The 12,143-nt window shown below is 69.1% G+C and carries 13 protein-coding genes and 1 pseudogene; 5 read left to right on the top strand and 9 right to left on the bottom strand.

All coding sequences use genetic code 11. From position 1 onward, the window contains the following. Positions 1 to 34 precede the first annotated feature (34 nt). The 3 genes from HV701_RS05820 to HV701_RS05810 form a co-directional block, all read right to left on the bottom strand. The gene (locus HV701_RS05820) at positions 35 to 412 is read right to left on the bottom strand and encodes a DUF423 domain-containing protein (protein ID WP_175132118.1); all 378 of its coding nucleotides are present in this window, start codon (positions 410 to 412) and stop codon (positions 35 to 37) included. Between the two features lie 148 nt (positions 413 to 560). Further along, positions 561 to 1,622: an alcohol dehydrogenase gene (locus HV701_RS05815; RefSeq protein WP_175132117.1), complete on the bottom strand. Its 1,062-nt coding sequence runs from the start codon at positions 1,620 to 1,622 to the stop codon at positions 561 to 563. A gap of 25 nt (positions 1,623 to 1,647) precedes the next feature. Continuing rightward, the gene (locus HV701_RS05810; RefSeq protein WP_175132116.1) at positions 1,648 to 2,880 is read right to left on the bottom strand and encodes an ABC transporter substrate-binding protein; all 1,233 of its coding nucleotides are present in this window, start codon (positions 2,878 to 2,880) and stop codon (positions 1,648 to 1,650) included. 187 nt (positions 2,881 to 3,067) lie between these two features. Between HV701_RS05810 and HV701_RS05805 the strand changes: the two genes are divergently transcribed. After that, on the top strand, positions 3,068 to 3,808 hold the full coding sequence (locus HV701_RS05805; RefSeq protein ID WP_175132115.1) for an IclR family transcriptional regulator: 741 nt from the start codon (positions 3,068 to 3,070) through the stop codon (positions 3,806 to 3,808). Positions 3,809 to 3,815: 7 nt separating this feature from the next. Here the strand turns inward: HV701_RS05805 and rocF are convergent, their stop codons facing one another. Then, on the bottom strand, positions 3,816 to 4,754 hold the full coding sequence (rocF, locus tag HV701_RS05800; protein WP_175132114.1) for an arginase: 939 nt from the start codon (positions 4,752 to 4,754) through the stop codon (positions 3,816 to 3,818). Positions 4,755 to 4,907: 153 nt separating this feature from the next. On the opposite strand from rocF, the gene HV701_RS05795 reads away from it, so the two are divergent. Further along, the gene (locus HV701_RS05795; RefSeq protein WP_175132113.1) at positions 4,908 to 5,729 is read left to right on the top strand and encodes a MetQ/NlpA family ABC transporter substrate-binding protein; all 822 of its coding nucleotides are present in this window, start codon (positions 4,908 to 4,910) and stop codon (positions 5,727 to 5,729) included. 135 nt (positions 5,730 to 5,864) lie between these two features. Next, complete coding sequence (locus tag HV701_RS05790) at positions 5,865 to 6,836, top strand: GGDEF domain-containing protein (protein WP_175132112.1); 972 nt, start codon at positions 5,865 to 5,867, stop codon at positions 6,834 to 6,836. 7 nt (positions 6,837 to 6,843) lie between these two features. Here the strand turns inward: HV701_RS05790 and HV701_RS26730 are convergent, their stop codons facing one another. Then, the gene (locus HV701_RS26730; RefSeq protein WP_254595121.1) at positions 6,844 to 7,461 is read right to left on the bottom strand and encodes an MFS transporter; all 618 of its coding nucleotides are present in this window, start codon (positions 7,459 to 7,461) and stop codon (positions 6,844 to 6,846) included. Positions 7,462 to 7,510: 49 nt separating this feature from the next. Further along, positions 7,511 to 7,936: pseudogene (locus HV701_RS26725) on the bottom strand (MFS transporter); the annotation flags it as partial. On the opposite strand from HV701_RS26725, the gene HV701_RS26720 reads away from it, so the two are divergent. Beyond that, positions 7,881 to 8,078: a hypothetical protein gene (locus tag HV701_RS26720; protein WP_254595120.1), complete on the top strand. Its 198-nt coding sequence runs from the start codon at positions 7,881 to 7,883 to the stop codon at positions 8,076 to 8,078. The pseudogene HV701_RS26725 and the gene HV701_RS26720 sit on opposite strands and share 56 nt — an antisense overlap. A gap of 70 nt (positions 8,079 to 8,148) precedes the next feature. Then, entirely contained in the window at positions 8,149 to 8,604 is a 456-nt protein-coding gene (locus HV701_RS05780) for an Lrp/AsnC family transcriptional regulator (RefSeq protein WP_175132111.1), read from the top strand. Between the two features lie 14 nt (positions 8,605 to 8,618). Here HV701_RS05780 and HV701_RS05775 read toward each other — a convergent pair whose 3' ends face one another. The 3 genes from HV701_RS05775 to asd form a co-directional block, all read right to left on the bottom strand. After that, positions 8,619 to 9,782 carry a metallophosphoesterase gene (locus HV701_RS05775; protein ID WP_175132110.1) on the bottom strand — a complete coding sequence of 388 codons (1,164 nt, stop codon included), beginning with the start codon at positions 9,780 to 9,782 and terminating at the stop codon, positions 8,619 to 8,621. A gap of 107 nt (positions 9,783 to 9,889) precedes the next feature. After that, positions 9,890 to 11,104, bottom strand: coding sequence for an alpha-hydroxy acid oxidase (locus tag HV701_RS05770; RefSeq protein WP_175132109.1), 1,215 nt, complete (start codon positions 11,102 to 11,104; stop codon positions 9,890 to 9,892). Positions 11,105 to 11,175: 71 nt separating this feature from the next. Continuing rightward, positions 11,176 to 12,060 (bottom strand): archaetidylserine decarboxylase, encoded by an 885-nt coding sequence (gene asd / locus HV701_RS05765; protein WP_175132108.1) that lies wholly within the window; start codon positions 12,058 to 12,060, stop codon positions 11,176 to 11,178. Positions 12,061 to 12,143 lie beyond the last annotated feature (83 nt).

Below are 12,143 nucleotides of genomic sequence, written 5' to 3'. Positions count from 1 at the left end.
ATGCGGGGAAGGCCGGGGGATGCCCGGCGCGGACTCAGCCCTGGGCGCGGTACGCGGCCAGCGCCACCATGGCCCAGGCGGCCAGGAAGGCGACGCCGCCCAGGGGTGTGATGGCGCCCAGCCAGTGGGTGCCGGTCAGGGTCAGGAGGTACAGGCTGCCTGAAAACAGCACGATGCCCGCGAACATCGTCAGGCCGGCCGCCGATAGCAGCGGCGAGCCATAGCGCGCCCCGAGCAGCGCGATGATGAACAGGCCCAGCCCGTGGATCAGATGGTACAGGACGCCGGTCTGCCATACCGACAGCAACTCGGGCGTCACCAGGCGCTTGAGGCCATGCGCCCCGAACGCGCCGGCGCCGACGGCGACCAGGAGGTTGATGGCCGCGAGGATGGTGAGCTGGCGGTCGGTCATGCGAGGTCCTTTGTACAGGCGGAGAAATAGGAAGGCAGGTGCCTATGATAGGCCGAATCGCCTTGCCCGGCCGCCCTTGGCCGCGCCATCGCAGACCGGGGCGGCGCCGGATGCGCTCGTGTCCGCCCCGAATCGCCCGGCCGGCGGCTCAATCCACCGTCAGTACCGCGCGGCCCAGCACCTTGCCGGCGCGCAGCGACGCCAGCACGCTGTCGGCCTCGTCCAGCGCATAACGGTGCACCGGCATCGGCGGCACCTTGCCGGTCCGCACCAGGTCCATCAGTTCGCGCAGTTCGGCCAGGTTGCCGACGTAGCTGCCGATGATGGACATGGCCTTCATGGGAATCAACGCGATCGGCCACGACGAGGCGCCGCCGAACAGGCCGACGATGATCAGCTTGCCGCCCTTGGTCAGGAAATCGAAGGCAAGGGAGGTCGTGGAAGGCGCGCCGACCAGGTCGATGGCGGCCTGCAGCGGCTTGCCGCCGGCGGCCTGGATGATCTGCTGCGCGGCGTCGGACGCGGCGCCGTCGATGGCGGCCAGGGCGCCGGCCTCCAGCGCGGCCTGGCGCTTGGCCGGGTCGATATCCACCACGATGCCGCCCTTGCCGCCGAGCGCCTTGATCAGGGTCAGGCTCATCAGGCCCAGCCCGCCGGCGCCAAAGATGACCACGGGGTGCTCGCGGTAGACGGCTTCGCCGATCTTCTTGAGCGCCGAATAGGTCGTCAGCCCCGAGCAGGCGTAGGGCGCGATGCGGGCCGGATCCAGGTCGCCGATGTCGATCAGGTAACGCGGGTGCGGCACCAGGATGTGGTCGGCATAGCCGCCGGCGCGATGCACGCCCAGGCAGGCGGGCGCGGTACAGTGGTTCTCCTGGCCCGCCAGACAGGTCGGGCAGGCGCCGCAGCCGATCCACGGGTAGACCAGATAGTTGCGGCCCGGCTCGATGCCGGTGGCGTCGGGGCCGGCCGCCACCATGCTGCCGACGGTCTCGTGGCCCATCGTCAGCGGCAGCGAGACGCCGCGCTCCTTGAGCGACAGGGTGCGGCCCTGGCCGAGATCGTAGCCGCCTTCCCACAAGTGGATATCGCTGTGGCAAACGCCCGCGGCGCGCACCTTCAGCAGCACTTGCGACCCTTGTGGGGTGGGCGTGGCCTGCTCCATCTGCTGCAGCGGTTCGCGGAAGTTGACGACGCAATAGCACTTCATGGGATGTCTCCTCGGGAAAGCGGATTTATTTCTTGATCAAGGGGCATTCGCTATCGGCCAGCGAAACGAACACCTTATCGCCGGGCACCGTGGACAGGATGCGGTAGAAGTCGCCGGGATACTTGGACTCCGCGGGCTTTTTCACTTCCACCAGATACAGGTCCATGATGACGCGCCCATCTTCGGGGCGTATGCGGGCATTCTTGATCAGTTTGGTGGTAATGGGCAACTCGCGCATCTTCTGGTTGACGGCGGCGCCGTCGAAGGTGCCGGCGGCCTGCGCGGCCTGCAGGTAATGCGTGGTGGCGACGTAACTCAATGCCTGCACGATCGATGGCGGCCGGGTCACGCCCATTTTCTGCTGCCAGCGCCGGGTCCAGGCGCGGGTGTCGTCGTCGGCGTCCCAGTAGAAGCCGGTGGGAAAGGCCAGGCCCTGCGCCACCGGCAGGCCCATGGCCTGTACATCGTTGATGAAGGTCAGGAAGGTCAGCAGGCGCTGCTTGCCGCCGGTCAGGCCGAATTCCTGGGCCTGCTTGATCAGGTTCACCAGGTCGCCGCCGGCGCTGGCCAGCCCCACCACATTGGCCTGGGAGGCCTGCGCCTGCAGCAGGAACGAGGCGAAATCCATGGCGCCGAGCGGATGCCGTGTGCTGCCCAGCACCTTGCCGCCGGCGCCTTCCACGAAGCGGCTGGCATTGGCTTCGAGCGATTTGCCGAACACGTAGTCGGTGGTGATGAAATACCAGGATTTGCCGCCGCCTTCGACCACGCTCTTGACCACCGCATTGGCCAGAGCATAGGTATCGGGCGCCCATTGGGTGCTGAGGGGGCTGCATTGCTTGCCGCTGAAATCGCCGGCGAAACCGCCGCTGATGAGGGCGGTGCCGCCTTTCTCGCGCGCCACGCCCTGGGCCGCCAGGCCGGTCGAACTGGCACCGCCGTCGACCACCGCCACCAGCGCCTGCGTATCGAACCAGCGCCGCACCAGGGCCGAGGCCACGTCGGCCTTGTTCTGGTTGTCGGCGCCGATCACTTCCACGGTCTTGCCGGCGACCTTGCCGCCGAAGTCCTCGACCGCCATGCGCACGGCCGCTTCGGAGCCGAGCCCGCCCAGGTCGGAATAGATGCCCGAACGGTCGTTGGACACGCCCAGCCGCACGATGTCGGCGGCAGGGGTCTGGGCCAGCGCGGCCGGGGTATGCATGGCGCAGGCGGCCAGCGTGGCGGCCACGGCCGTCCACAGGGGAGGGATACGCATCGGTTTGTCTCCACGGCCCGTCGGGCGAGCCGAATATCGGTTTTCTTGGGTGACGCGAATGCTGGGCCGGGGCGCCGGTTCTCCATCCGGCTGAAAATTTATTCTTATTGGTGAATAAAAATTCCTGTGCAAGAATTTATGTTCACGATTACGAAAAGTCAACGCCGTTCGTCGAGGCCGCCGCACCATGGAAGTGAAACTGGTCGTCCGCACGCTGGAGCTGATCGAGTTGTACGCGCAGGCGCGTCGGCCGCTGTCGCTCACTGACCTGGCCCAGGGGCTGGGCGCGCCCATGTCGAGCTGCCTGGCGCTGGTGCGCACCCTGGTCGGGCGCGGCTATCTCTACGAAGTCCGGCGCCGTGGCGGCTACTACCCGACGCCGCGGCTGCAGGCGCTGTGCGGCCTGATCCAGGCGGGCGACCCGTGGCTGGAGCGGGCGCGGCCGCTCTTGCGCGCGCTGCGCGACCAGTGCGATGAAACCGTGATGCTGGGCAAGATCCAGGATGCGGGCGTGCTGTTCCTGGAAGTGGCCGAATCGGCCCAGCCGGTGCATTACGCGACCAGGCCGGGCGAACGCCGGCCGCTGCATACGAGCGCGGTGGCCAAGGCGATCCTGGCGCGCCTGGCGCCGGCCGAGCGCGAGGCGGTGCTGGCGGCGGCCGACTACCGCCGCTACACCGAGCGCACGCATGTCACGCGCGCCGCCTTGCTGGAAGACGTGGCGCGGGTCCAGGCGCAAGGGTGGGCCGAGAACGCGGGGGAAAGCGTGGCGGACCTGACCGGCCTGGCGGTGGCGCTGGAGCGCGCCGGCGAATGGTATGCGTTGTGCCTGGCGGGGCCGACGCCGCGCGTGCGGGCGCGGCGCGAGCAGCATGTGCGCAGCCTGACGGCAACGGCCGCGGCGATCCGCCAGCAGGGCGAGGGCTGACGCGGTTTCAGGCGCCCCGGCGCACCAGCGTCGATTTGCCGAACAGGCTTTCGATCAGGTCCACCGCCAGATCGGCGGTCTTGTTGCGCACGTCGAAGGCCGGGTTCAATTCCACCACATCGAGCGAGCGCATCAGGCCGGTGTCGGCAATCATCTCCATGCACAACTGCGCCTCGCGATAGGTCGGGCCGCCCATCACGGTCGTGCCGACGCCCGGGGCGATCTCGGGATCGAGGAAGTCGACATCGAAACTGACGTGCAGGTGGGTGTCCTGGTCCAGTCCGGCCAAGGCGGCTTGCATCGTTGCGCGCATGCCCATTTCATCCAGGTAGCGCATGTCGAAGACTTCCAGGCCAGCCTGGTGGACCAGGCGCTTCTCGCCTTCGTCGACGCTGCGGATGCCGATCTGGCGCACCCAGGACGGGTCGATGTCGGGCGTCTGCCCCGACATGCCGACGATCGGCGCCGGGCCGTGGCCGCACAGGCAGGCCACCGGCATGCCATGGATGTTGCCAGTGGGCGTGAGGGCGTTGGTATTGAAATCGGTATGCGCGTCCAGCCACAGGATGCGCAGCTTCTTGCCCGTGGCGCGGCAATGGCGCGCCACCGCGCTGATCGAGCCGATGCCCAGGCAATGATCGCCGCCCAGCAGGATCGGCAGCGAGCCCTGGGCCAGCGCCGCGTACATGGCGTCGTGCACCGCCTGGTTCCAGGCGGCCACTTCGTCCAGATGGCGGTAGCCGTCCACCGGCGGCTGCCACGGATTGGCCGGGCCATATAGGTTGCCGCGGTCCATGACCGTGAACCCCTGGGCCTCGATGACCGGGCCGATGCCCGCCACGCGCAGGGCTTCCGGACCCATCGAGGCGCCGCGCGCGCCCGCGCCGATGTCCGTGGGCGCGCCGATCAAGGTGACGTGGGTGGGCAGGGTGGCGGTGTTTTGCAAGGTCGGCCTCCGTGATGCGGTGTTGCAGTGCCGGGATTGAGTGTAGCGCCACGGCGCGGCATGATCGCCATCACGCTCCCAAGGGCCTTTGGCCACGCCGGCGCCGGGCTGCGGCACAATAGTCATACCACGCGTTTTTCACCGGGTGATTCCATGTCTTTGCATTCCCTGTTCCTGACCCTGGCGCGCGCCGCCGCCGTGGCCGCCCTGGGCGTGGCCAGCGCCGCGCCGGCGCTGGCGGCCGACAAGCCGCTGCGCATCGGCCTGATTCCCAGCGTGGCCAACGCCGCCACCGAACTGGCGGTGGCCGAGGCGCGCAAGGCCGGCCTGGCGGTCGAACTGGTCGAGTTCAACGACTGGGTATTGCCCAACATTGCCGTGGCCGACGGTTCGATCGACGCCAACTTCTTCCAGCACGAACCCTTCCTGCAGCTGTTCAATGCCCGGCGCGGCACCCACCTGACGCCCATCGCCTACGGCTATTCCACCACCATCGGCTTGTTCTCCAAGAAGCTCGGCAAGGGCGAGCCGCTGCCGGATGGCGCCACCATCGCGATCCCCAATGATCCGGTCAACACCGGCCGCGCCCTGCTGTTGCTGCAATCCATAGGCCTGATCAAGCTCAAGCCGGGCGTGGCGCAACAAGCCACCCTGGAGGACGTGACCGACAATCCCAAGCGCCTGAAACTGGTGCAGATCGAAGGCTCCCAATCGGCCCGCGCCTTCGACGACGTGACGGCATCGGTCACTTACACCACCTTCGCCAAGCAGGCCGGCCTGAACGAGAAAGACGGCCTGGCGTTCGACAATACCGATCCGGCCAATGTGCGCCGCTACGCCATCCGCTGGGTCACGCGGCCCGACCACGCGCAGGATCCGCGCTTGCTCAAATTCATCTCGATCTACCAGCACTCGCCCGAGGTCAAGGCCAAGCTGCGCAGCCTGTATGGCGACCTGATCACCTTCCCCTGGTAGCGCCGCGGCGCCGCGCCGGCGCGAATTGACGTTTCTTGGCATTCGCGGCGCGGGCTTGAACGTATACTGGCCGCGCTCTCTTCGCCCCGGTCCGAGACGCGGCCGGGCCGCGCCGCTTTTCCCGTCTGCCTGCCCATGCGACTCGACTTCTCGAATGACGCCCTGATTGCGCCGCACCCGCCGGACGCCGATCGCGACAGCGCCGGCCTGCCGGATCCGCGCGATGCCGAACTGGCCCATCTGCGCGCGGTGGTGGCGCAGTACCAGGCGCTGTTCCAGAATGCGCCGGTGCTGATCAACGCGTTTGACGAGCGGGGCAAGTGCCTGCTCTGGAACGCGGCGTGCGAGCGCCGTTTCGGCTGGACCCGCGAAGAGATCAATCGCCACGCGGAGCCGCTGGCGTTGTTCTATCCCGACCCCGAGATCCGCGCCCGTGTCATCGACAGCGTCGCACGCGCGCCGCACCCGTCATTCCGCGAATGGCAGCCGCTGGCGCGCGATGGCGAACGCCTGTCGGTGTTGTGGTCCAACGTGCGGTTGCCGGATGGCAGCGTCGTCAACATCGGCATGGACATGACCGAGAACCGGCGCAACGAAGCCGCGCTGGCGCGCCTGGCCAAGGTCGACGGCCTGACCGGATGCTGGACCCGGGCCGAGGTCCTGCAACGCATGAAAGGGCTGCTGGAAGCGTCCAAGCGCGGCGCCTGTCATACGGCGTTGATGCTCGACCTGGATTATTTCAAACAGGTCAACGACCGCCACGGGCACCTGGGCGGCGACGCCGCGCTGCGCCATTTCTGCGACCAACTGCGCACGTGTCTGCGCGAAGGCGATTCGGTGGGGCGTCTGGGGGGCGAGGAATTCGTGGTGTTGCTGCAGGACGCGGACAAGGACGTGGCGCTGGCGGTCTGCGACCGCCTGCGGGCCAGCTTGCGCCAGCATCCCGCCCAGATCGACGGCCACGCCCTGATGCTGTCGGCCAGCGGCGGTATCACCCGCTTCCTGGAGACCGATGCCAGCATATCCGACGTGCTGCGGCGCGCCGATCAGGCGCTGTACCAGGCCAAGCGCGCCGGCCGGGATTGCGCGGTGGTGCTGCCGGGCTGAGACGGTGTCAGGCGGCGGCGCGGCGTTCGCCGGCGCGGCGGCCATTCAGGCGCCAGTGCAGCATCGACGCCGCCAGCGCCACGGCCGCGGCCGCGGCCAGTCCCAGGCTTGCGAAGCCCGCGTGGGTATAGAGCGCGCCGGCCACGGCCGTGCCCACGCTGGCGCCCAGATAGGTGGTGCAGGTATTCAGCCCCAGCACCGCGCCCCGCTCATCGGGCCGGGCGCGCGACAACAGCAGCACCAGCAGGTTCAGACTCAATTGCGAGGCGCCGCCCCACAGCAATGCGATCGCCAGCACCGCCGGCAGCGCATGCGCCGCGGGCAGCAGGGCCACATAGACCAGGGCGATGGCGGCCAGCGCCAGCGGCAGGGCGCGGCGCGGACCCAGCCGCTCGATCAGCGGCGCGCCAGCCAGGCCGGCCAGCAGGAAGCCGGCCCCGTAGGCAAAGGCGATCAGGCCCACCTGGCCCGCGGTCAGGCCCAGCACGGTGCGCACATGGTCGGCCAGGAAGGCATAGACGCCGTAGAACGCGGACGAAAACGCCAGGCAGGCCAGCAGCAGCACGGGCACGTCGCGATAGGACAGCGGCGCCAGCAGGCGCGCCAGGGGGGGGCGCGGCGACATTGACGCCGCGGCGCTCGGGCAGACTGCGCAGGCCGGTCAAGGCTACCGCGGCGCACAGCGCCAGCACGCCGTACGTGGCGCGCCAGCCGATGGCGTCCGAGATCAGCGCCGACAGCGGCACCCCGGCCACTAGCGACACCGACCAGCCCGAGATCACGCGGCCCAAGGCCCGGGTCTCCTGGCCGCTGGCCGCCACCAGCGAGGCCGAGCCGTAGGCGGCGGGCAGGATGACGCCGGCGGCGGCGCCGGCCAGGGCCTGGGCCGCCGTCAGGATGATCCAGTGCGGCGCGGCGGCCGACATCAGCAAGGCGGCGATCAACGCCGCCATCGCGGCCAGGAGCGAGCGGCGGATGCCCCAGCGATCGATGCGCGCCGCCAGCAGGAAGGCGCTGGCGGCGGTCGCCGCGCCATAGGCCGAGATGGCGCTGCTGACGGTGAGCGGGGTGGCGGCGAACGCGCGCGCCACGTCGGACAGGATGGGACTGAGGGCCAGGCCGTTGGAGCCGACGACGCTGACGGCGAACATCAAGGCGGCAATGGCGGGGGGAAGCGGCTGGCGGCGCGAGGGCGCGCCAACGGTATCGCGGTTCTGCATGATGGGGATTTTATTGGAATAAAATAAGGGTTAACACCGATATTCCTTAATCCCGTAAAAGTTCGAATGCCGTTAGGCAGAACCAGATTCCGATGCCAGATCTCGACGACCGCGACCGAAAATTATTAACGCTGCTGGCGGACGACGCCTCGCCGAGTTATGCCGAACTGGGCAAAGTGCTGAATCTGTCGGCGCCGGCGGTACACGAGCGGGTCAAGCGCCTCAAGCGCGACGGCCTGATCAAGGGGATCGCCGCCAAGCTCGACGGTGCCCGCATCGGCCGCCCGCTGCTGGCGTTCGTGCACGTCGACACCAACAACTGGAGCATCACCCAGCAGGTGCTGGGGCTGGCCGAACTGACCGAGGTCGAGGAGATCCACACCATCACCGGCAAAAGCGCCATGCTGCTCAAGGTGCGGGTGCGCGACACCCAGGCGCTGGAGGCGTTGCTGGCGCGCATTCACCAGATCGAGGGGATTACCAACACCACCAGCGATATCGCGCTGACCAGCTACCTGGAGCGCGGCCCGCTGCCGGAAGCGGCCTGAGCGCCGCCGGCCGCTCAAGGCGCCGGCCGCAGCCGCAGGCAGGTGATCTCCGACGGGGCGCCCAGGCGCTTGGGCGGTCCCCAATAGCCCGTGCCGCGGCTGACATAGATCCACATCTGCCCCAGGCGGTGCAGTCCGGCCGTGTACGGCTGCTGGAAGCGCACGAAAAAGCCCCACGGAAAGAACTGCCCGCCGTGGGTGTGGCCGGACAATTGCAGGGTATAGCCCAGCGGCGCGGCGGCGGCCGCGCTGCGCGGCTGGTGGGCCAGCAGGATGCGCGCCGCGGCGTCGGCCGGGGCGCCTGCCAGGGCCGCCGCCGGATTGCTGCGTTGATGCGGATCGAAGGCGCCGGCACTGTAGTCCGTGACGCCGGCCACGACCAGCGGCAGGCCGGCGGGGTGGATGACCGCGTGCTCGTTCATCAGCACCCGCAGGCCCAGGCGGCGGAATTCCGCCACCCAGGGCGCCGCGCCCGAATAGTATTCATGGTTGCCGGTCACGAGGTACACCCCGAACGGCGCGCGCAGCTCGCCCAGGGGGCTGGCCTGGGGCGCCAGTTGCTCGACGCTGCCGTCCACCACGTCACCCGTGATAGCGATCATGTCTGGCGCCTGTCCGTTGACGGCGTCGACGATGGCCTGGACGTAGCGCCGCTTGATGGTCGGACCGACGTGGATGTCGCTGATCTGCGCGATGGTGAAGCCGTCCAGGTCGGCCGGCAGGCCGCGCACCGGCACGTCCACCTTGACCACGCGGGCGCGGCGGCGGGCGTTGTAGAAGCCGACCAGCGTCGCCGCCAGCGCCAGCGCCGCCACCGCCAGGGCGCTGGCGCGCCGCAGCGCGGGCCAGGGCGGCGCCAGGCCGGTGGCCAGGTCGGCCAGCCACAGCGCCAGCAGCAGCGCGTCGCGCAGCACCGTCAGCACAAATAATGACGAGAACAGGCCCATCGCGATCAGGCCGACCCAGGCGATGCGATCGCCCCAGGGCGGATGCACCGACGAGCGCGCCAGCATCCCCAGCGGGATCAGGACGCAAGACAGGATCAGCAGCAGGATGGCGCTGGCGGCGCTGGGCCCGGCCAGGCCGGCATCGCCGATCAGGCGGGCGCCGACATAGACATGGGCCAGCGCGCCCAGGGTCAGAAAACGCAGGAAGAACGAGGATTGGCGTAGCGACACGGTCGACGGAGCAGGTGGGCGGCGCGAAGGCCGGCCCGGCGCAAGCGGAGGAACCGTCATTCTATGCTGTGCCGCCGGGGCGGCGGCCAGGCGGCGCCCCGGCGGTCTCAGGCCGCGGCCAGCAGGCTGGCGTCCAGTTCGTCCAGGCGGTTGATGCCCAGCATGGCCATATTGCGGTCGACCTCGGCGCGCAGCAAGCCGATGGCATGCGCCACGCCCGCCTGGCCGCCGACGGCGGCGGCGTAGTTGAACGGACGGCCCACGAACACGAAGCGCGCGCCCAGCGCCAGCGCCTTGAGCACATCGCCGCCACGGCGCACGCCGCTGTCCATCATGACCGGCATGGCGCCGGCCTCGGCCACCACGCCGGGCAGCGCGCGCAGGGGCGGGATGGCGCCGTCGAGCTGGCGGCCGCCGTGGTTCGAGACAATGATGCCGTCCGCGCCGTGTTCGCGCGCCAGTCGCGCGTCCTGCGGATGCAGGATGCCCTTGATGATGAGCGTGCCGCGCCATTGCGCGCGGATGCGGGCCACGTGCTGCCAGTTCAGGTGGTCGCGCGCGCTGAAGTCGCGCAACACCGAGGCCGACACGATGGGCGCGCCGCGCGTGGCGAACGAGTTCTCGAAATGCGGCATGCCATGGGCCAGCAGGGTGCGCAGGAAGGTGCCGGCCAGCCAGCGCGGCCGCGTCAAGCCGTCCCACGCCAGCCGCAGGCTGGGTTTGAGCGGGGTGGAAAAGCCGGTGCGCACATTGTTCTCGCGATTGGCGGACACCGGAATGTCCACGGTCAGCACCAGGGTTTCATAGCCGGCGCGTGCGGCGCGCGCCACCAGCGCGTCGATGCGGGCCGGGTCGCCGGGCAGGTAGGCCTGGAACCAGGTGCCAGGCGCTTCGCGGATCACGTCTTCGAGCGCGATCAGCGCAGTGCCGCTGAGAATGGCCGGGATGCCCTGTTCGTGCGCGGCGCGCGCCAGCACGATGTCGCCGCGGTAGGCCGACAGCGCGCTGATGCCCATCGGCGCGATGCCGAACGGCGATTCGTAGCGTCGTCCGAACAGTTCGATGTGCTGGCTGCGGCGCGACACGTCGACCAGCACGCGCGGCTGGAAAGCATAGCGGCCGAAGGCGTCGCGATTGGCGCGCAGGGACTGGTTGTCCTCGGCAGCGCCGGCCACGTAGCCGAAGATGGGGCGCGGCAGGCGCTTGCGCGCGGCGGCCTCGAAATCATCCAGCGACAGCATGCGCGCCAGGGCGCGCGAAGGGCGGTCGGCGGGGCGAGCGGTGGCGGCGGGCGTGGTGGCGGGCAGGGAGGAGGCGGACATGGCGGCGGAGAGAAAAACCGCCAATCTACCCAGGCCGCCTCACTGCATAAAGCGAATAAATCCGTACGGGATCATTCGCCTTGCGGAAACGAGGTCCGCGGCAACGCCAGCAGTTCACCCATGCGCACGGGACCGCGCACCGACGGCGTATCGGCCCAGCGCACCTTGTCCGGCCCGAACAGCACGATGGCGGTCGAGCCGAGCTTGAAGCGGCCCATCTCGGCGCCCTTGGCCAGATGGATCGGCGCGCGCGCCGCGTCGTCGTAGCGCACTGCCTTGACGCGGCGCTTGTATGGCGTGACCAGGCCAGCCCAGACGGTTTCGATCGAGGCCACGATCATGGCGCCCACCAGCACCAGCGCCATGGGGCCGTGCTCGGTGTCGAAAATGCAGACCACGCGCTCGTTGCGGGCGAACAGCCGCGGCACGTTGCGCGCCGTCAGCGGATTGACCGAGAACAGCCGGCCCGGCACGTGGATCATTTCGCGCAGCGTGCCGGCCACCGGCATGTGGACACGGTGGTAGTCCTTGGGCGACAGGTAGATGGTGGCGAATTCCCCGCCCTGGAACGGCGCGGCGCGTTCGGCATCGCCGCCCAGCAGGTCGGTCAGGCCATAGCTGTGGCCCTTGGCCTGGAAGATGCGGCCATGCTCGATGGCGCCCATCTGGCTGATGGCGCCGTCGGCGGGACAGAGCACGCCACCGGGTTCATCGTCGAGCGGGCGCGCGTCCGGCTTGAGGGCGCGGGTGAAGAAGTCGTTGAAGCAATCGTAGGCCAGCGCGTCTTCCTGCACGGCTTCGCGCATGTCCACGCCGTACTTGCGCACGAAGCGCGAGATCATCCAGTTCTTGACCGCGGGTTCCCGGCAGTCCGAGGCGTATCCGAAGAAACGCGACACCAGGTGATGCGGCGCCAGGTACTGGCTGGCGAGGAAAAGTTGGTCTTTGATCGGCATCTAGGAGCGCTAAAAAAACGCGTCCCGCGTACAGCGGGACGTGGTTGTCGGTTGTCGCGCGCGGACCGCCGCGCATGGCGGGC

This window comes from Achromobacter pulmonis (assembly GCF_902859765.1).
Classification (GTDB): Bacteria; Pseudomonadota; Gammaproteobacteria; order Burkholderiales; family Burkholderiaceae_B; genus Achromobacter; species Achromobacter pulmonis.
The sequence above is the reverse complement of the archived record's forward strand: the minus strand, read 5'-3'. Positions and strand labels throughout refer to the sequence as shown.